This window comes from Aeromonas sp. R3-1, assembly GCF_040908345.1.
Taxonomy (GTDB): domain Bacteria; phylum Pseudomonadota; class Gammaproteobacteria; order Enterobacterales; family Aeromonadaceae; genus Aeromonas; species Aeromonas veronii.
Map to the genome: position 1 here is coordinate 1 of NZ_JBFODN010000061.1, position 18,975 is coordinate 18,975.

The 18,975-nt window shown below is 60.4% G+C and carries 21 protein-coding genes; 7 read left to right on the forward strand and 14 right to left on the reverse strand.

All coding sequences use genetic code 11. The features are described from left to right. Nucleotides 1-102 precede the first annotated feature (102 nt). Together AB5Y85_RS03480 and rpoE are read right to left on the reverse strand one after the other, a co-directional pair. Nucleotides 103-705, reverse strand: coding sequence for an RseA family anti-sigma factor (locus AB5Y85_RS03480; RefSeq protein WP_139459702.1), 603 nt, complete (start codon nt 703-705; stop codon nt 103-105). A 22-nt stretch (nt 706-727) separates the two neighbouring features. Continuing rightward, entirely contained in the window at nt 728-1,306 is a 579-nt protein-coding gene (rpoE, locus tag AB5Y85_RS03485; protein ID WP_257687794.1) for an RNA polymerase sigma factor RpoE, read from the reverse strand. Nucleotides 1,307-1,488: 182 nt separating this feature from the next. Here rpoE and nadB point away from each other — a divergent pair, with 182 nt between their 5' ends. Continuing rightward, nucleotides 1,489-3,096: an L-aspartate oxidase gene (gene nadB / locus AB5Y85_RS03490; protein ID WP_005354382.1), complete on the forward strand. Its 1,608-nt coding sequence runs from the start codon at nt 1,489-1,491 to the stop codon at nt 3,094-3,096. A 155-nt stretch (nt 3,097-3,251) separates the two neighbouring features. Here the strand turns inward: nadB and AB5Y85_RS03495 are convergent, their stop codons facing one another. Both AB5Y85_RS03495 and AB5Y85_RS03500 read right to left on the reverse strand, forming a co-directional pair. Next, a complete protein-coding gene (locus tag AB5Y85_RS03495) occupies nt 3,252-3,644 on the reverse strand; it encodes a protein YgfX (RefSeq protein ID WP_257687795.1) in 393 nt (130 codons plus the stop codon). A gap of 19 nt (nt 3,645-3,663) precedes the next feature. After that, nucleotides 3,664-3,933 carry a succinate dehydrogenase assembly factor 2 gene (locus AB5Y85_RS03500; RefSeq protein WP_005335417.1) on the reverse strand — a complete coding sequence of 90 codons (270 nt, stop codon included), beginning with the start codon at nt 3,931-3,933 and terminating at the stop codon, nt 3,664-3,666. 111 nt (nt 3,934-4,044) lie between these two features. Between AB5Y85_RS03500 and ygfZ the strand changes: the two genes are divergently transcribed. After that, nucleotides 4,045-4,953, forward strand: a complete 909-nt coding sequence (ygfZ, locus tag AB5Y85_RS03505) for a tRNA-modifying protein YgfZ (RefSeq protein WP_257687796.1) — start codon at nt 4,045-4,047, stop codon at nt 4,951-4,953. A gap of 6 nt (nt 4,954-4,959) precedes the next feature. Here the strand turns inward: ygfZ and AB5Y85_RS03510 are convergent, their stop codons facing one another. After that, nucleotides 4,960-5,841, reverse strand: coding sequence for a LysR family transcriptional regulator (locus AB5Y85_RS03510; protein WP_257687797.1), 882 nt, complete (start codon nt 5,839-5,841; stop codon nt 4,960-4,962). A 125-nt stretch (nt 5,842-5,966) separates the two neighbouring features. On the opposite strand from AB5Y85_RS03510, the gene AB5Y85_RS03515 reads away from it, so the two are divergent. Continuing rightward, nucleotides 5,967-6,413, forward strand: a complete 447-nt coding sequence (locus tag AB5Y85_RS03515; RefSeq protein ID WP_047436069.1) for a PACE efflux transporter — start codon at nt 5,967-5,969, stop codon at nt 6,411-6,413. A gap of 162 nt (nt 6,414-6,575) precedes the next feature. Here AB5Y85_RS03515 and AB5Y85_RS03520 read toward each other — a convergent pair whose 3' ends face one another. Continuing rightward, nucleotides 6,576-6,932, reverse strand: coding sequence for a hypothetical protein (locus AB5Y85_RS03520; RefSeq protein ID WP_005362699.1), 357 nt, complete (start codon nt 6,930-6,932; stop codon nt 6,576-6,578). 244 nt (nt 6,933-7,176) lie between these two features. Here AB5Y85_RS03520 and cutA point away from each other — a divergent pair, with 244 nt between their 5' ends. The 4 genes from cutA to AB5Y85_RS03540 all read left to right on the forward strand — a co-directional run bounded on the left by cutA (nt 7,177) and on the right by AB5Y85_RS03540 (nt 10,255). Continuing rightward, a complete protein-coding gene (gene cutA / locus AB5Y85_RS03525; protein WP_120415501.1) occupies nt 7,177-7,494 on the forward strand; it encodes a divalent-cation tolerance protein CutA in 318 nt (105 codons plus the stop codon). After that, nucleotides 7,491-9,290: a protein-disulfide reductase DsbD gene (locus AB5Y85_RS03530; RefSeq protein ID WP_257687798.1), complete on the forward strand. Its 1,800-nt coding sequence runs from the start codon at nt 7,491-7,493 to the stop codon at nt 9,288-9,290. Before cutA ends, AB5Y85_RS03530 begins: the two co-directional genes overlap by 4 nt. Further along, nucleotides 9,280-9,771 (forward strand): GNAT family N-acetyltransferase, encoded by a 492-nt coding sequence (locus tag AB5Y85_RS03535; protein WP_368221202.1) that lies wholly within the window; start codon nt 9,280-9,282, stop codon nt 9,769-9,771. Before AB5Y85_RS03530 ends, AB5Y85_RS03535 begins: the two co-directional genes overlap by 11 nt. A 70-nt stretch (nt 9,772-9,841) precedes the next feature. After that, nucleotides 9,842-10,255, forward strand: a complete 414-nt coding sequence (locus AB5Y85_RS03540) for a hypothetical protein (protein ID WP_257687800.1) — start codon at nt 9,842-9,844, stop codon at nt 10,253-10,255. A 54-nt stretch (nt 10,256-10,309) separates the two neighbouring features. Here AB5Y85_RS03540 and AB5Y85_RS03545 read toward each other — a convergent pair whose 3' ends face one another. The 8 genes from AB5Y85_RS03545 to nudC form a co-directional block, all read right to left on the reverse strand. After that, nucleotides 10,310-10,888 (reverse strand): hypothetical protein, encoded by a 579-nt coding sequence (locus tag AB5Y85_RS03545; RefSeq protein WP_257687801.1) that lies wholly within the window; start codon nt 10,886-10,888, stop codon nt 10,310-10,312. A 237-nt stretch (nt 10,889-11,125) separates the two neighbouring features. Then, the gene (locus tag AB5Y85_RS03550; protein WP_257687802.1) at nt 11,126-12,430 is read right to left on the reverse strand and encodes an FAD-binding oxidoreductase; all 1,305 of its coding nucleotides are present in this window, start codon (nt 12,428-12,430) and stop codon (nt 11,126-11,128) included. 159 nt (nt 12,431-12,589) lie between these two features. Beyond that, nucleotides 12,590-13,669 (reverse strand): class II fructose-bisphosphate aldolase, encoded by a 1,080-nt coding sequence (fbaA, locus tag AB5Y85_RS03555; protein ID WP_005340963.1) that lies wholly within the window; start codon nt 13,667-13,669, stop codon nt 12,590-12,592. A 115-nt stretch (nt 13,670-13,784) separates the two neighbouring features. After that, nucleotides 13,785-14,948 carry a phosphoglycerate kinase gene (locus tag AB5Y85_RS03560; protein WP_005335436.1) on the reverse strand — a complete coding sequence of 388 codons (1,164 nt, stop codon included), beginning with the start codon at nt 14,946-14,948 and terminating at the stop codon, nt 13,785-13,787. A 61-nt stretch (nt 14,949-15,009) separates the two neighbouring features. Further along, nucleotides 15,010-16,020 (reverse strand): erythrose-4-phosphate dehydrogenase, encoded by a 1,011-nt coding sequence (gene epd, locus AB5Y85_RS03565; protein ID WP_257687803.1) that lies wholly within the window; start codon nt 16,018-16,020, stop codon nt 15,010-15,012. Between the two features lie 61 nt (nt 16,021-16,081). Further along, entirely contained in the window at nt 16,082-17,011 is a 930-nt protein-coding gene (locus tag AB5Y85_RS03570) for an ROK family protein (protein ID WP_257687804.1), read from the reverse strand. Between the two features lie 111 nt (nt 17,012-17,122). After that, nucleotides 17,123-18,190, reverse strand: a complete 1,068-nt coding sequence (gene hemE, locus AB5Y85_RS03575) for a uroporphyrinogen decarboxylase (RefSeq protein ID WP_058053227.1) — start codon at nt 18,188-18,190, stop codon at nt 17,123-17,125. Nucleotides 18,191-18,372: 182 nt separating this feature from the next. Then, nucleotides 18,373-18,975: NAD(+) diphosphatase (gene nudC / locus AB5Y85_RS03580; RefSeq protein WP_368221203.1), on the reverse strand; the 603-nt coding region annotated here is incomplete at its 5' end.

The window sequence follows — 18,975 nt, forward strand, 5'->3', positions numbered from 1 at the left end:
CTCGGCCGACTTATCGTCGGCCGAGGCCTTGGCACTAATCAGCAGGAGAGAGGCCAGCAAAATACGGCTGGACTGGCGCACGTTTGTATCCCTGACAATTCGTTATTGTTGGATCTGTCTGTCTTGCAACAGGCGCTGCTGCAACTGGTGGTCACGCAAGAAGGCGTTAATCCGCTCCCGCTGCTCCTGCATCTGCTGTTCGGTCAGCCCCTGCTGACGGGCGCGGGCACCGTCCTGTTGCGGATAGTGAACACTCACAGGTGCAGCACTGCCACCGATTGGAATGGTATTGAGAACCGGATTGGCCGGAACGCCATCCTGTCCCTGATACTGCTGCACCCCGAAGATCACGGCAGCGGCCACGGATGCCGCAATGGCGTATTGACCCAGTTGCTGACCGACACGGTGGAACAACGGAACCACATTGGAATCAGTCTTGACCGGCGCAACGGCAGGTTGCAGCACGGGAGCCGTCTCGACCGGCTTGGGTGCCAGTATGGTGGGCTCATCCTCCAGCGCAGCCATGATGCTGTCACTGAGATCCAGTTGCAGATTGACCGGCAGGTCACCCCGCATGGCATCGCCGATCAGGTGGTAACGACCCCAGGTATCTTGCAAGTCGGAGTCCATCTCCAGCTCGTTCAGTACCTCTGCGTCACTCAGGTCACCATCCATCAGGGCAGAGATTTGCTCTTTATTTGCCATAAGTTAACCCGTCTTTCCCCAGTTAATTCTCGATCAGAGGTTGCAGCTTTTTATCGATTGCTTCCCTCGCCCGGAAGATACGGGATCTGACCGTACCCACTGGGCAATCCATGATTTCGGCAATCTCTTCGTAGCTCAGCCCTTCCAGTTCGCGGAGGGTGATAGCTGTCCTCAGGTCTTCCGGCAATGCCTCTATGGCTGAAAACACGGTGCGTTTGATCTCGTCAGTCAGCGCCAGGTTTTCGGGGGTTGAGACCTCTTGCAAGGCTTCACCACCATAAGACTCCGCTTCGTCAGCCTCCACATCACTGCTGGGCGGCCTGCGCCCCTGGGAGGTGAGATAATTCTTCGCCGTGTTCACGGCAATTCGGTACAACCAGGTGTAAAAAGCACTTTCGCCACGGAATGTCGGCAATGCACGGTAGGCTTTTATAAAGGCCTCTTGCGCCACATCGGGCACATCACCGGGATTGTTGACATACCTGGCAACCAGGTTGACCACCTTATGCTGGTATTTTTTTACCAACAGGTTGAAAGCTGCTTTATCGCCGCGCTGGACCCGTTCAACCAGCTGTTCGTCCAGTAGATTCTGGTCGCTCATCAGAGCCGTAAAACCCCCATCAGGTTATCGTTTTTCTTTTCCGGCCCTTCCTAAGCGCACAAGTTCAGACAGGGAGAATCAGAGAAAGTTCGCTTCAATTGAAAAAAATGTGATGCAGGCTGCATCCTCGCCCTCGCTTGGGCTACCATGGTGCCAGTTCTTAATCCAGGCCAATGATACTTATGAAAGCAAGTGTTGAATACCTTTGCGATGTACTGATCATTGGCAGCGGTGCCGCTGGTTTGTCCCTCGCGTTGCGATTGGCAGACCACGCCAAAGTCCTGGTTCTGAGCAAGGGGCCCATCAGTGAAGGGGCCACTTTCTATGCGCAAGGAGGCATCGCTGCCGTTTTCGACGAAACCGACAGCATCGAATCCCACGTGAGCGACACGCTCAACGCGGGCGCCGGGTTGTGTGACCCGGCAGTGGTGGAGTTCACCGCTCGCCACGCCCGCGAGTCCATCCAGTGGCTCATTCAGCAAGGGGTCCCCTTCGATCAGGAGGAGAACGCCGACGGTGAATCCCAGTACCACCTCACCCGGGAAGGGGGCCACAGCCATCGCCGCATCTTCCACGCGGCGGATGCCACCGGCAAAGCGGTGCAACTCACCCTGATCGATCAGGTGCGCGCTCACCCCAATATCCAGCTGATGGAGCGCTTCAACGCGGTCGACCTCATCACCACCCGCAAGCTCAACCTGCCAGGCAACAAGGTGCTGGGGGCCTACGTCTGGAACCGCAACGCCGAGCAGGTCGAGGTGATCCGCGCCCGTTTCGTGGCACTGGCCACCGGTGGTGCCTCCAAGGTCTACCAGTACACCTCCAACCCGGATGTGAGCTCTGGCGATGGTATCGCCATGGCATGGCGGGCCGGTTGCCGGGTGGCGAACCTGGAGTTCAACCAGTTCCACCCCACCAGCCTGTTCCACCCGGACGACCCCAACTTTCTACTGACCGAAGCGCTGCGTGGCGAGGGGGCCTATCTGCGCCGCCCGGACGGCAGCCGCTTTATGCCGGAGTTTGACGAGCGGGCCGAGCTGGCACCGCGGGATATCGTCGCCCGCGCCATCGACCACGAGATGAAGCGACTCGGGGCGGATTGCATGTATCTGGACATCAGCCACAAACCGGCCGATTTCATCATCAAGCACTTCCCGACCATTTATGAGCGCTGCCTCGCGGTCGGCATCGACATCACCAAGGAGCCGATGCCCATCGTGCCGGCCGCCCACTACACCTGTGGCGGCGTGATGATCGACAACAACGGCCAGACCGATATCCCCGGCCTCTATGCCATCGGCGAAGTGACCTACACCGGTCTGCACGGCGCCAACCGCATGGCCTCCAACTCCCTGCTGGAATGCGTGGTCTATGCCCATCAGGCGGGGGCCGACATTCTGGCCAAGCTGCCGATGAGCGTGGAGCCGCCGCGCCTGCCGGTGTGGGACGAGAGCAAGGTGGAAGATTCCGACGAACTGGTGGTGATCCAGCACAACTGGCACGAACTGCGGTTGATGATGTGGGACTACGTGGGGATAGTGCGTACCAACAAACGCCTGGCCCGCGCCAAGCGCCGCATCGACCTGCTCAAACAGGAGGTGCAGGAGTACTACGCCAACTTCCGCGTCTCCAACAACCTGCTGGAGCTGCGCAACCTGCTGCAGGTGGCCGAGCTTATCGTCAACTGTGCCCTGCAGCGCAAGGAGTCGCGCGGCCTGCACTACAACCTGGATTATCCGGATATGCTGCCGGACTCCAAACCGACCGTGCTGACCCCGGAGCGGGATTAATCCCCCTTCCCGCCAAGCGTTGCAGCAATCAGTGACCCCGCCCCGGCGGGGTCACTTGTTTTCAACCGCTTTTCAGCCACAAAAAGAGCGCCGCCAGCCACATTGCAGCGGCTTATCGCGATAAATCAGCGCATGGTCATCACGGGAAAACTGCGTTAGCGCCTAGACGGCAGAAAGTGGATGGCTCGCGCCAGCAGGCGGTAATGTGCGGGGGGAAGGGCGTCTGAGAAGATCCACAGTTGCCGTGGCGACACAGCTCCACTCTCTTGCTGCTCGGGACAAAGCGTCAGCCTGAGCGCGCCGGGCAGAATGCGGCTTTTCTTGTCGAGCTGATAGCGACGACCTTGCCACTGCAACCACTGACCATCCCAGACAAGCTCGAACGGGGGCGCGGCGAGGGAGCGCCAGCTCAGCCAGAGCGCCACCAGCCAGACGGGCAGCAACAGCGCCCACTGCCAACCGGCAATCAGGCCAGCCACCGGCCAAAGCAGCAACAGAAAGAGGGCCACCAGCAAATATTGCTGATGGCGGGAGGGGTGAACCGTCATGATCACCCGCTCCACGGTATTACCCCTGGCGGTCGTGGCGCGCCTGATTGCGCTCCAGGATCATCGGGATCATGGCGGCAAATGCGGGATCGGCAGGTACACCATGACCCATGCACCATTTGAACAGATCCGGATCGTCGCTCGCCAGCAGGCGGATAAAGGTCTGCTGATCGGCTTCGCTCAGGGAGTCGAACTCGTGTTCGAAAAAGGGCATAAAGATCACATCCAGCTCGAGCATACCGCGACGGCAGGCCCACTTCAGGCGGGATTTTTCAACTGGGCTCAACATGGCACTCTCCTTACAAAGACCGGGGGATGGTACCAGCTGGATTTTCCGGCTGACAAACATTAGTTACGTCTTTACCATGCAGCTCACATACTTTCTCTCTGGAATACCATCGTGAGCCTGCAACCACCTGTTTTTCCTGCCGAGCCGACCCGCTTCCCCCTGACCAAGCTGGCCATCACCCGTATCAGCGGCCAGGATCGCGCCAAATATCTGCAAGGTCAGGTCACCTGTGATGTCAACGCCCTGCAACCGGGGCAACAGACCCCGGGCGGCCACTGTGATCCCAAGGGCAAGCTGTGGAGCAATTTCCGCCTGCTCTGCCTCGACGACAGTCTGCTGCTACTGACCAGCCCTTCGGTACTTGAGCGCCAACTGCCGGAGCTGAAGAAATTTGCCGTCTTCTCCAAGGTCGAGATCGCCGCAGACGAACGCCACGCCACCGGGATCGCCGGTACGGGCAGCGATGGCTGGATCACTGCCCAGTTCGGCCTTCTGCAGAGCGGTCTTATCGATGGCGGCATGGCGGTGAAGATTGAGCAGGATCGCTGGCTGCTGGTGAGCAATCAGCAAGCCGACGCCCTGCCGCAAGGTGACGAATCACTCTGGTGGGGGCTCGAGATCAAGGCGGGCCTGCCACACATGGAAGCGGTGCATCAGGGGGAGTTCATCCCGCAGATGCTCAACCTGCAGGCACTGGACGGCATCAGCTTCAACAAGGGCTGCTACATGGGGCAAGAGACGGTGGCCCGCGCCAAGTATCGCGGCGCCAACAACCGCGCCCTGTTCCTGCTGGCGGGGACTACCGGCGAGCCGGTCGCCAGCGGCGATACCCTGGAGCTGCAACTGGGTGACAACTGGCGCCGCAGCGGCATGGTGCTCAACGCTTGGCAACAGGCCGGACAGGTGTGGCTCACCGCCGTACTGCCGAAAGATACCGAGGCTGACGCCCAATTCCGCCTCAAGCAGGACGAAGGCTCCCGCCTCACCCTGCAGCCCCTGCCTTACGCCCTGACCGAGTAAGGTCGGCTAGCGAGGCACCCGCGCCAGCAGTGCCTCCTTCAGCCAGCGCCCCGCCTGCCCCAGCGGGCGGGCGCGATGCCACTGCAACTCCAGCGCCAGCGCGTGGCTGGCGATAAAGTCCGGCTCCAGCACCACCACTTCGCCGCGAGCCAACGGCTGATGCAGCAGAAATTCCGGGATGGCGGACCAGCCAAGGCCCCGCTTGACCAGCTCCAGCACCCCGAGATCCCCCTCGACCCACCACACCTGAGCCGAGATGCGAAAACGCTGGCGCTCGCTCCCTTCCCGTCGGCCGGTGACCATCAGCTGACGTGCCCCCTGCAGATCGACCTCCCGCAGCGGCTGCTTGCGGGCCAGCGGATGATCCGGTGACACCACCAGCGGCATGGTCACCTCCCCCAGCGAATGGGCGACAATCTCCCGCTGGGGATGCACCTTCTGATAACTGATGCCGAGCTGGGCCCGACCGGTCACCAGCATCTCGGTCACATCCTCCATCAGCGGGAAGAGCAGCTCCAGCTCCACGGTCGGGTAGCGAGTGGCGAACTCCTCCAGCAGGGTGCCGAGCCAGGGGAGGTGGGAGTCATCATCGATGGCCAGAGTGAGCCGCGTCTCCACCCCGGCCGCCAGCGCCCCTGCAATGGATTGCAACCGTTCACTCTGCGCCAGCAGGATCCCCGCCTCCTGCACCATGCGGGCCCCCGCCTCCGTCAGCTGCGGATAGCGGCCGCTGCGATCAAACAGGGTGAGCGCCAGATCGATCTCCAAATTGGCGATGGCGCTGCTCACCACCGACTGCGCCTTGCCCAGCTTACGGGCGGCAGCGGAAAACGAGCCGGTTTCGGCGGCCGCCAGCAAGATCCTCAGTTGTTCCAGTGATGGCGTCATCTTATGGCCCTCCGGCAAGCCCTCTCATCCATCTATTTTAGCGATGGATACCAACATGAATCTATCGCTAAAGTTCTATAGATTAACCTGCAATTCGTGAATGAACCTGATTGAGAGAGTGACTTATGCGTACCCGTAACGATCGCCTGCGCCATGCCATTGGCTTTGAATTTATTGGCCTGCTGATTGCCGCCCCGCTGGCCAGCTGGGTTACCGGGGTAGGGCTCAACCATATGGGCCCGCTGGCACTGTTCTTCTCGGTGCTGGCCACCGTCTGGAACTACATCTACAACATCGGGGTCGACAAGCTGCTGCTCAAATATCAGGGCCATACCCACAAAACCCTGTGGCAACGGGTGCTGCATACCTTCGGCTTTGAGGGCGGTCTGCTGATCGTCGCGCTGCCGGTCATGTCCTGGTGGCTGAGCGTCAGCCTGCTGGAGGCGCTGGTGCTGGATCTGGGCTTCGTCGTCTTCTATCTGATCTATGCCTTCGTCTACAACTGGGGCTATGACAAGGTGTTCCCCATACCCCGCGAAGTGCCGCACGGCATGCCCCAAGAGGCGCGCTAAGGCACGAATCAGTTGGATTGAAACCGAGAAGTGAAGGTCAACAAGGGAAGGCAACAGAAGAAACGACACGGCCCCATCATGGCAGACATGATGGGGCCGCAAGAGGGATCAGTGCTGGCAGGCCGGCTGATTCAGAGGTAAGGATTCAGGCCTGTCCGTTGCTCAAGCCTGGGCCTTGAGCTCTTCGCCGCTTTCGTCGGCAGCGGCAGCCTCTTCAGGCTGTGCCTGGGCAGCCTGCAGCGCTTCCAGCTCGCTCTGATAATCGCTCAGGATCTGCTGGGCAACCGCCATATCTCCCTTGTGTTTGCGCTCGAACAGATGGTGCTGCACCACGCCGTTGAGATACTCCACTGTAATGGGCTGCTCCAGGGTGGCCATCAGCTCCTCTTTCTCCAGCTCGGCATTGATTTCATCGGCGGTCGTGCGCAGCAGCCCGGCCAATTGAACCAACATGCGGCGCTCACCTTCGCGCAGCAGGCTCAACATGCGGTTTCTCTGCTGCTCATTCTGTTGGGTCATACATTTCCTTACGTCAATTGGGAACAAGCCCGCTCATTCTGCCCTGTCCCCATGACAGCGTCTATCTCATGCCCCCCACAAATTTTTGGCGCTGGCTCACAAATGGCTACAGATGCTATTTGAAGCGGCTCTGGGGTATAGTAGCCGCTGATTTTCAGGCGCTTTTTTCACCTTCATCCGCAGAAAGGGATGAGACGGCAAGGGCGCCTGCCCGGTTTACCCCAACGAGGTGAAGATCCGCTTTATGACCGACGCCATTGTGGTGCTCTGCACCTGCCCAGATCAAACCAGTGCCGACCTTCTCTGCGAACAGCTGCTGAACCAGCAGTTGGCCGCCTGCATCAATCAACTGCCGGGCATTACCTCCGTCTATCGTTGGCAAGGCAAGGTGGAGCGCGCCACCGAGATCCAGCTCATCATCAAATCCCGCCAGTCGCGCTTTGCCGAGCTGCAGGCATGTATTCAGGCCAATCACCCCTATGAAGTGCCCGAGCTGCTGGCTCTGCCGGTGAGTGCCGGACTACCCGCCTATCTCGACTGGCTCAATGGGGAGACCGCATGACGTTCACCCGCTTGCTCTCTCCCCTGTTGCTGCTCTGTGCCCTGTTGACGACAGCGGTGGGCAGCTCCCCTGCCCACGCCAGCGGAGCCGATCTGCTCAGCTCGCTGGGCATTGAAGCCAACGCCAAACCCAAATTTTTGCAGGTCGATGAGGCCTTTCAGATCGAGAGCGAACAGCGTGGCGATCAGCTGCTGCTGACCCTCCACATCGCCGACGATTACTACCTCTATCGCCACAGCCTACGCTTCAAGGGGAACAACCTCACCTTCAGCGAGCCGACCCCGCCGGAAGGCACCGAGCACGAGGATGACTTCTTCGGCAAGACCCGGGTCTACTACCAGCAGGTGAGCATCGCGGTGCCGCTAAAGGAGGTGGGGGAAAATGCCACCCTGCGGGTGCGCTATCAGGGCTGTACCGACGGCCTCTGCTACCCGCCGACCGACAAGCTGATCGATGTGGCCCCGCTGGTTACGGCAACCACAGCATCTACTGCTGAAACGGCACAAAGCGTCGCACCGGTTAGCCAGCAGGATCAGCTCGCCGCCGCCCTCGGCAATCAGGGTTTTTGGCTCAGCATCGTCGCCTTCTTCGCGCTGGGGCTGGGGCTCGCCTTCACCCCCTGCGTCTTCCCCATGTATCCCATTCTGACCGGCATCATCGCCGGTGCTGGCCATCGCCTCTCTACCGGTCGCGCCTTCCTGCTCTCCTTTGTCTATGTGCAGGGGATGGCGGTCACCTACACCCTGCTGGGGCTGATAGTGGCCTCGGCGGGCCTGAAATTCCAGGCGGCGCTGCAACACCCCTATGTGCTGATCGGCCTCTCGGTGATGTTCGTGCTGCTGGCCCTCTCCATGTTCGGGCTCTACACCCTGCAACTGCCGAGCAGTTTGCAGACGCGTCTCTCCGGCCTCTCCAACCGCCAGCAGGGCGGCTCTGTGGTCGGGGTCGCCATCATGGGGATGATCTCCGGGCTGGTCTGCTCCCCCTGCACCACGGCACCGCTCTCGGGGGCGCTGATCTACGTGGCCCAGAGCGGCGATCTCTGGCTCGGCGGGGCGGCGCTCTATGCGCTGTCACTGGGGATGGGGCTACCGCTGCTGCTGCTCGGCACCTCGGGTGGCAAGTTGCTGCCCAAAGCAGGCGCCTGGATGGATGTGATCAAGCAGCTGTTTGGTTTTGCCCTGCTGGCGGTGCCGATCCTACTGCTGTCACGGCTCTGGAGCGACCAGATTGCTACTCTCGCCTGGCTTGGCTGGGGGCTGCTGCTGTGCGGCTACCTTTATCACCACAACCAGCATCAGCCCCACTCGGTGGCCAAAAGCGTGCGCGGCTTCGTGCTGTTGCTGGCGATGATCAGCGCCGTGGTTGTGGGCAAGGATCTGCTGCAACCGGCCGGTCCTGCTGCCGCCACGGCGGATGCCAGTCAAACGGCGCCGCAGTTTATCCGCGTCAAGACGCTGGATGATCTCAAGGTGCAGCTGGCCGCCGCCCGCGGCAAGCCGGTGCTGCTCGACCTCTACGCGGACTGGTGCGTCGCCTGCAAAGAGTTCGAGCACAAGACCTTCAGTGACCCAACCGTGCGCGAGCGCTTCGGCCAGATGGTGCTGCTGCAGGCGGATGTTACCGCCAACGACGATGCCGATATCGAGCTGCTCAACGGCCTCAATGTGCTGGGGCTGCCGACCCTGATCTTCTTCGACCGCGAGGGCAAGGAGCTGACAGGGCAGCGGGTCACCGGTTTTATGGGGCCTATCCCCTTTGCCAAACATCTCGAGATGGTAAGTGATGCACACTGAGTTGCGTCGGCTGCAGACAAGCGATGCACCTGCCTTGCAGCGGCTGTTCGAGCAGGCCACCTCCTATCAGGCGGCGGTGAGCAATGACCCTCTCTCTGCACAGGCAGGAGAAAAGGAACTTGTCGCCTGCCCATCCGGCCTGCCTCTCTCCGACAAACATCTCATCGGCCGCTGGGAGCAGGGAGAACTCACCGCTGTCATTGATCTGCTGCGCGGCTACCCCAATCCAGACACCGCCTATCTGGGTCTGTTACTGGTGGGGGAACCCTGGCAAGGGAGTGGCCGTGGTCAGTCGCTCTATCTTCACGCCTGCACGCTGGCAAGCTCATGGGGGGCTACCCGGCTTCGCCTGTCAGTGATTGCCAGCAATGAGAGTGCTCTATCCTTCTGGCTGCGCAGAGGCTTCACCGAGTGCTATCGCCGCGAGCTGGCTGGTTATCGGGCCGAGGCCATCGTGCTGGAACGTTCACTGGAACCGTGAGCCGAGGTTTGCCGCCGCGCATTCGCGTGGCACAATCGCCCCTCTCGTTTTGCACTTGTCCGGAGTTTTGATGAAAAAGTGGTTCATCCCCCTGCTAGCCCTCTGGCTTTATGGCTGCAGTGCAGGGCCCGGTGAAGAGGATATCCGCCAGCAGGTCACCGCCAGGCTACTGGCCGAGACAGACGCCAACCTGTTCGATATCAGCGACTTCACCATCCTCGGCAAGGAGGAGCGGATGGAGGGGGTCTATCTGGTCAAGGTGAGTTACCAGCTCCACTTCAAGCAGGGGCTCGATCAGTTGCAGGTGTTGCACGACGAGGATCTGGTCTACGACCGGGTTGGCCCCTTCCAGCAGGAGATGGGGCTGATGGAGCTCGAGCGCAAATATGGCGAGTTCGAGGCGGGCCAGGTGCTGCCGCAAGAGGCCGAGGTGTGGATGATGAAGGACGAACAGGGCTGGCGGCTGGCGGAACCGGCCCAATAAAGCGCTTTCCGCCCCTTATGCTCTGCAACGACTGGACTGCCGTTGCCAACCAGCTCAAACCTGGGTATCGACCCGATACCCTTTTCGCTCGGCGGTTTCGCTCGGCAACTTGCTGGCCAACCCTGAGAGCACCTCCTTGAGGGTGACCCCGCTCTCTGCCGCGCCAATGCTCTCCAGCAGCTTGGCCAGCTGGTTCTGCAAGGGGTTCACCGCTTCGCTTTCGGCCCCTTGCTCGCTCTCTTTTTCCTGTCCGCCCTGCTGATCCAGCGTCTCCAGCAGGCGCTCCAGATCCCGCTTGAGCGGGTTTTCGCTGCTGTCGGCGATGGCGAGTTTGCGCTGTTCCTGCTCTTGCCGCTGTTGTTGCTGCAATGCCAACTGTTGCTCCTGCTGCTGTTGCAGGGAGCCCATCATGGTGTTGATGAACGCCTCCAGCGAATCCCTGATTGAAGCACTGCTCCCGCCGCCATCCGCCCCTAGCACCAGCTCGTCCAGCACAGCGCCAAGGTCGCGCACCAGGCTGTCACTGCCCGTTGATGGTGAAGTTGCAGCCCTCTCTTGTGCCTGCACAGCGGGAGAACCCTGCCGTTGCGCCAGCGGGCTGAGCCCGCCTGACGCGACCACATTTATCTCCATCTTGGCCCTCCTCTCCCCGTCCTCAGCTCTTTCTCGGCAAGTATTCCGGCAAGCAGACACACCCTCGTCCCCTTGGCAGATAACCGCTCTCACACCTAAAAGATAGCGCCAACCGGACGAGATTGGCGCGAATGCATCTTTTGGTCTATCGGGCGGAACGATAGTGCTAACCCGCTATAAACAAGGGCTGGCAAGGGGGCTTAGTTCAGCCATCACTGCACAGGCTGACAATGGGGGTCAGAAGATATCCTTCATCCGGTGCCACAACATTCCCAGTGCCAGCAGCGGGGAGCGCAGCGCCGGGCCGCCGGGGAAGGTGATATGGGGCACGCTGGCAAAGAGATCGAAACCCCGGCTCTCGCCGCGGATCGCCTCGGCCACCAGCTTGCCCGCCATATGGGTAGCGTTGAGACCGTGACCCGAATAGGCCTGGGCGTATAGCACGTTTGGGTATTCCTTCAAGCGGCCAATCTGCGGCAGCCGGTTGGCGCCGATCCCGATCATGCCCCCCCACTGAAACTCGATGGCAGTGCCAGCCAGCTCGGGGAAGACTCGCAGCAGCTTGGGCAACATAAAGGCCTTGATATCCTTCGGATCTCGCCCCGAATAGTTGCAGGCCCCGCCAAACAGCAGGCGACCATCGGCGGAGAGGCGGTAGTAGTCTAGCGCCACGTTCTGATCGCACACCGCCATGTTTTGCGGCAGCAAGCGCTGGCGCAAGCGGCGATCCAGCACTTCGGTGGCGAGGATATAGGAGCCGGCCGGTAGCACCCGCCCTCCCAGCTCCGGATTGAGGTCGTTGAGATAGGCGTTGCAGCCGATCACCAGATAATCGGCGGTGACCCGCCCATGAGCCGTGGTCACCTCGACCTGCTTGCCGTAATCGATATGGGTCACCCGGGAGTGTTCAAACAGGGAAACCCCGAGGCTGGCAGCGGCGCGCGCCTCGCCCAGCGCCAGATTGAGAGGATGCAGGTGGCCGGAGCCCATGTCGATAAGGCCGCCGATATAGCGATCAGACCCCACCACGCTATGGATATCTTCTCGCGGCACCAGCTTCAACTCGTGCTCATACCCCAGACTCGCCAGATGGTCGAGCTCCTCTTCGAAGCCGGCCAGATGGCGCTGACGGGTGGCCAGATCGCAGTAACCCCAGGTGAGGTCGCAGTCGATATTGAAACGCTCAACCCGCTCGCGCACCAGCTGCACCGCCTCCAGCCCCATCAGGTCGAGTTCGCGCACCCCTTCCTCACCAATCCAGCGGGCGAACTGGCTGGTATCGTGACCGATACCGCGAATAAGCTGGCCGCCGTTGCGCCCGGAGGCGCCCCAGCCGATACGGTTGGCCTCCAGCAAGGCGACCTTGTACCCGGCATCCGCCAGATTGATGGCGGTATTGAGACCGGTAAAGCCGCCGCCGATGATGCAGACGTCAGCCTTGTGCTCCCCCTCCAGCTCGGGCCACTGTTGCGGGTCGTTGCGGGTGGCCGCGTAGTAGGAGGCGACGTGCTCCTGATATCCGTTGTGCTTTCCTGCCTGCATACTCAGCATCCTGCCTTGGTTGCAAATTGTTTAATAAAATAAGCAAAGTTGTTTCGATAATACCCAGTTCCTCCTCCACTCACCAACCGGTGCGGATCACAGAAATGCAAAAGGCGCCCCGAAGGGCGCCTTTTCATGCAATCAAGGTGCTGTAACGAATTACAGTACGTCGATGGCGTTCAGGTCGGAGAATGCTTTCTCCAGACGAGCGATCATGGAAGTCTGACCTTCACGCAGCCATACGCGCGGATCGTAGTACTTCTTGTTCGGCTTGTCGGCGCCTTCCGGGTTGCCCAGCTGGCCTTGCAGGTAAGCTTCGTTCTTCTTGTAGAAGTTCAGCAGACCTTCCCAGGTTGCCCACTGGGTGTCGGTGTCGATGTTCATCTTCACTACGCCGTAGGAGATGGACTCGCGGATCTCTTCCAGAGTGGAACCTGAACCACCGTGGAATACGAAGTCCAGAGACTTGGCTGGAACGCCAAACTTCTCGGAAACGTACTTCTGGGAAGCGTCCAGAATGGACGGGGTCAGCTTGACGTTACCCGGCTTGTATACACCGTGTACGTTGCCGAAGGAGGCAGCGATGGTGAAACGCGGGCTGATCTTGGACAGACGCTCGTAAGCGTAAGCAACATCTTCCGGCTGGGTGTACAGAGCGGACTGATCCATGTGGCTGTTGTCGACGCCGTCTTCTTCGCCACCGGTGCAACCCAGTTCCAGCTCCAGAGTCATGTTCATCTTGGCCATGCGGGTCAGGTACTCGCAGCAGATGTCGATGTTCTCTTCCAGAGACTCTTCGGACAGATCCAGCATGTGGGAGGAGAACAGCGGCTTGCCGGTTTCAGCAAAGTGCTTCTCGCCCGCTTCCAGCAGACCGTCGATCCACGGCAGCAGCTTCTTGGCAGCGTGGTCGGTGTGCAGGATTACCGGCACGCCGTAAGCTTCGGCAACAGCGTGAACGTGCTTGGCACCAGAGATGGCACCCAGGATGGCAGCTTTCTGACCTTCCAGCTTCAGACCCTTACCGGCGGTGAACACGGCACCACCGTTGGAGAACTGAACGATAACCGGCGCTTTAACCTTGGCGGCAGCTTCCAGTACGGCGTTCACGGAGTCGGTACCAACGCAGTTTACGGCCGGCAGAGCAAAGCCGTTCTCTTTAGCGATGGCGAACACTTTCTGAACGTCATCACCAGTGATCACGCCGGGTTTTACGAAGTCGAAAATTTTCTTAGACATGTTTAATCGTCCTGTCTCGTATGCCGTTAATAAAAAATGGGGGGTTCATCATGAACCGGCACAGCGGGCACATGATAAACGAAACGGGAGGCTTTTGCCCCCCGTTCCGGGTCAATTAGGCTTTGGCGCGCTGTTCCAGAATCGCAACAGCCGGCAGTACCTTGCCTTCTACGAACTCCAGGAAGGCGCCGCCGCCAGTGGAGATGTAGGAGACTTTGTCAGCGATGCCGAACTTGTCGATGGCAGCCAGGGTGTCACCACCGCCAGCGATGGAGAAGGCCGGAGAAGCAGCGATGGCTTCAGCGATCACCTTGGTGCCTTCGGCGAACTGGTCAAACTCGAATACACCAACCGGGCCGTTCCACAGGATGGTCTTGGCGTTCATGATGATGTCAGCCAGGGCCTTGGCAGAATCCGGGCCGATGTCGAAGATCATGTCGCCGTCGGTCACGTCAGAGACGGACTTGATGGTGGCCGGAGTGGACTCGGAGAACTCGGCACCTACAACCACGTCGGTGGTCACAGGAATGTTGGTCTCGGCAGCCAGTTTCTTGGCGGTGTCGATCAGGTCGTGCTCGCACAGGGACTTGCCGACGTTGTGACCGGCAGCAGCGATGAAGGTGTTGGCGATGCCACCACCGACAACCAGCTGGTCAGCGATTTTGGAGAGGGATTCCAGTACGGTCAGCTTGGTGGAGACCTTGGAGCCGCCAACGATGGCAACCATCGGGCGCTCGGGCTTCAGCATGGCTTTGCCCAGGGCTTCCAGTTCACCCGCCAGCAGCGGACCGGCACAAGCAACAGGTGCGAACTGAGCAACACCGTAGGTGGAACCTTCGGCGCGGTGAGCAGTACCGAACGCATCCATTACAAAGACATCACACAGGGCGGCGTATTTTTTGGCCAGCTCTTCGGTGTTCTTCTTCTCGCCTTTGTTGAAGCGGCAGTTTTCCAGCACAACCAGCTCACCGGCAGCGACTTCTACGCCATCCAGGTAATCCTTGGCCAGGCGAACCGGGCAGGACAGAGCGTCTTTCAGATAGTTGACAACCGGAGCCAGGGAGAATTCTTCGTTGTATTCACCCTCGGTCGGACGACCCAGGTGGGAGGTGATCATCAGCTTGGCGCCCTTTTCCAGAGCCAGCTTGATGGTCGGCAGAGTCGCAACGATACGTGCATCGGAGGTGACCTTGCCGTCTTTTACCGGTACGTTCAGGTCAGCACGGATCAGAACGCGTTTACCCGCCAGATCCAGGTCAGTCATCTTGATAACAGACATATTCAGTCCTCTATATTTTCCAGGTAATGTTAAAAACAGTAACCTTTCGCCCGGGGCAGGCTCAGCCTGCGGCCATCATGGCCCGGGTGGTATCCAGCATCCGGTTCGCGAAGCCCCATTCGTTATCGCACCACATCAACATCTTGACGAGGTTGGCATCGCTCACCCGGGTCTGGGTACCATCAATGATGCAGGAGTGTGCATCATGATTGAAGTCTACGGAGACCAGCGGTTCTTCCGTGTAATCCAGAATACCGTGTAATGTACCTCTGGATGCCCGTTGCAGGGCTTGATTTACGTCAGTAACTGTCACTTTTTTACGAACAGTAATACTGAGATCCATCGCTGTTACATTGATGGTCGGCACCCGCACCGCGATCGCCTCGAACTTGCCGGCGAAGTGGGGCAGGATACGCTCCAGCCCCTTTGCCAGCTTGGTGTCCACCGGAATGATGGACTGACTGGCAGCGCGGGTTCGGCGCAAGTCACTGTGGTAGGCATCGATGACTTGCTGATCATGCATGGCCGAATGAATTGTCGTAATAGTACCACAATTTATCTCGAATTCTCGATGCAATGTTTCAATCACCGGCACCACGCAGTTGGTGGTACAGGAGGCGTTGGAGACGATCCGCTCCGCTCCGGTGAGGGTATGATGGTTGACCCCGTAGACCACGGTGGCATCCACATCGGCATCCGCCGGGTGGGAGAAGAGCACCTTGCCCGCCCCCGCCGCCAGATGCAGCTCGGCATCGGCCCGCGAGCCGAATACCCCGGTACAATCGAGCACCACGTCCACCCCCAGCGCCCGCCACGGCAGCTTTGACGGATACCGCTCGGCAAACAGGGAGATGAGATCCTCCCCCACCAGCATGCTGTTGCCCGCCAGTTGCACCGGATGGTGGAAGCGACCGTGACTGGTATCGTAACGGGTCAGGTGCACCATGGCCTCGGGGGCCGCCAGCTCGTTGATGGCGACGATCTTGATGGTCTTGTCGCGCCCGCTTTCATAGAGGGCTCGCAACACGTTGCGACCGATCCGCCCGTAACCATTGATGGCAATCTTGATCATCGAGAATCCGTTTCCTTGAACCAGCAACAGGGCGACGCACCGGCCGCCCCTAGAGCCCCGGCTACGACAGCAGGGCCTCCTTGAATTCACCGCGGGCCAGCAGTGCGGCCCCGAATACCCCGGCACTGTCGCCAAGGGCAGGAGCAATAATGGGGGCTCTGAAGCGGGGATTAAAGAGGAAGGGCAAAATTGTCTGCCGCCCTGCGCTGTAAAGGCTCTGCACATTGCCCACCCCACCACCGATGACGATCACATCCGGGTCGAGAATATTGACCACATTGGCCAGCGCCTGACCAAACAGCAGGTGCAGCCGGTCGATGGTGAGCTTGGCCACATGATCGTGAGCCGTGGCGGCCGCGATTTGGGCGAGCGAGAGGCGGCGCTTGGCCTTGGCCTCATACCAGGCTTCCAGCGCCGGGCCGCTGATCAGGGTCTCGACGCAGCCGCGCTTGCCGCAGTAGCACTCGGGACCATCGGGAGAGAGCACGTTGTGGCCCCACTCGCCGGCGATGCCATGGTGGCCGTTGAGGATCTGGCCGTTGATGACGATGCCGGAGCCGACCCCGGTGCCCATGATGATGCCGAATACCACTTTCGCATCGGGATGGTGCTGGCGCACTGCACCGAGATGGGTTTCTGCCAGCGCGAAGCAGTTGGCGTCGTTGGCGATCAGCACCGGCACGCCCAGTTTGCGCTCCAGATCCTCCTTGAACGGCTTGCCGTTGAGCTCGGTGGTATTGCAGTTCTTCATCAGGCCGGTCTGCGGATCCCGCGCCCCCGGCGTGCCCATGCCGATGACGGCCGGCCGCTGACCAATCTTCTCGGCGCACTCAGCTACCAGCTTGGCGATCTGGCCGATCATATGGTCATAACCGCCAGCCCGCTCGGTGGGGATGCGGTGGCGCAGCAGCACCTCGTCGCCATCCAGCACCACGCATTCGCACTTGGTACCGCCAAGATCGATACCCCAATCCAGTGACTTGCTGCTCATCTTGCCTCCCGCACTGGCGCCACGCTCTCGTCGTCGCAGCGCCATTTTTTAATGTAAAACGGGGCCTAACGGCCCCGAATTTCAATCACACAATCCTTCTCTCACCCGACCTTAGCGGCCGTGATACTGGGCAGAGAGCTCGTGCACCGCGTTGACGAACACGCCAGCGTGCTCCGGGTTCACATCCTGATGGATGCCGTGACCCAGGTTGAAGACGTGGCCGTTGCCCTGACCGAAACCGGCCAGAATGGAGGCGACCTCTTCACGGATGCGAGCCGGAGTGGCGTAGAGCATGGAGGGGTCCATGTTGCCCTGCAGCGCCACCTTGTCGCCGACCCGGCGCTTGGCGTCGGCAATGTCGGTGGTCCAGTCCAGACCCAGCGCATCGCAACCGGTTGCGGCGATCTGCTCCAGCCACTGACCGCCGTTCTTGGTGAACAGGGTGACCGGCACGCGGCGACCGTCGTGCTCGCGGATCAGGCCATCGACAATCTTGTGCATGTACTGCAGGGAGAAATCGCGGTAATCGCGAGGGGTGAGCACGCCGCCCCAGGTGTCGAACACCATGACCGCCTGCGCACCCGCCTTGATCTGGGCGTTGAGGTAAGCAATCACGCTGTCGGCCAACTTGTCGAGCAGCAGGTGCAGGGTTTGCGGCTCTGCGTACATCATCTGCTTGATCTTGGTGAACGCCTTGGAGCTGCCCCCCTCCACCATGTAGGTAGCCAGGGTCCAGGGGCTGCCGGAGAAGCCGATGAGCGGCACTTCGCCCTTCAGCTCACGGCGGATGGTGCGCACTGCGTTCATCACGTAGCCCAGCTCATCTTCCGGATCCGGAATGGGCAGCGCCTGCACATCGGCCATGGAGGTGATCGGACGCTCGAAGCGCGGGCCTTCACCCTGCTCGAAGTAGAGACCCAGCCCCATGGCATCGGGCACGGTGAGAATGTCGGAGAAGAGGATGGCGGCATCGAGCGGGTAGCGGCGCAGCGGCTGCAGGGTGACTTCACAGGCCAGCTCGGCGTTGCGGCACAGGGACATGAAATCCCCCGCCTGGGCGCGAGTCGCCTTGTATTCCGGCAGATAACGGCCAGCCTGGCGCATCATCCATACCGGCGTCATGTCTACATCCTGACGCAGCAAAGCGCGCAGGTATCGATCGTTCTTCAGCTCTTTCATCCCAGTTCCTGAATTCATATCACGCATAAAATGGCGGCCATAATACCACTTTGCCCACCGGATCGGACTGCCCAAAACGTGGCAAATGGGTGATCGGTTGCAAAGATGTGAAGGGGCGCAAACCAGAGCGCCCCGTTTTTAAAAAGAGGTGCAAAAAGGTTGGCTAAAAGATAAGCGCCTCGTTACCCCTCGCCAGCCAGTGACAACTCGATCAGCCGCCTGGCAATGGTGCCGTGGGGCGGCAAACGCGGCAGCCGGTCGGCGGCAAAGAAAGCGGCGGCCACCAGTTCGTCATCCTGCACCTTGATCTCGCCGCTCTCGTAGTCGGCGGTAAAGCCCATCATCAGGCTGTGGGGGAAGGGCCAGGGCTGGCTCGCCACATAGCGCACATTGCGCACCCGGATGCCGCTCTCCTCGAACACCTCCCGTGCCACGCACTGCTCAAGGTTCTCTCCCGCCTCCACGAAGCCGGCCAGCACGGTATACATGGGATCGTCCGCCTGATAGTGACGGCGATGGGCTGCCAGCAGGATCTCCGGCCCCTTGCGTACCGCTACGATAATGCAGGGGGAGATGCGCGGATAGACTGTATGGCCGTGGTGGCACACTTGCGCCCACTCCCCCGCCTTCGGGGTCATGGGGGCGCCGCACTCGCCGCAGAAACGGTGGGTTCGGCGGAAAGTGGCGAGCTGCCAGGCACGGCCCGCGAGACGAAAGCCCTCCTCGTCCCCCGCCACCATCAGCTGGCGCAGGGGGGCCATCATAGTCGTGGCGGCCTCAGCCCC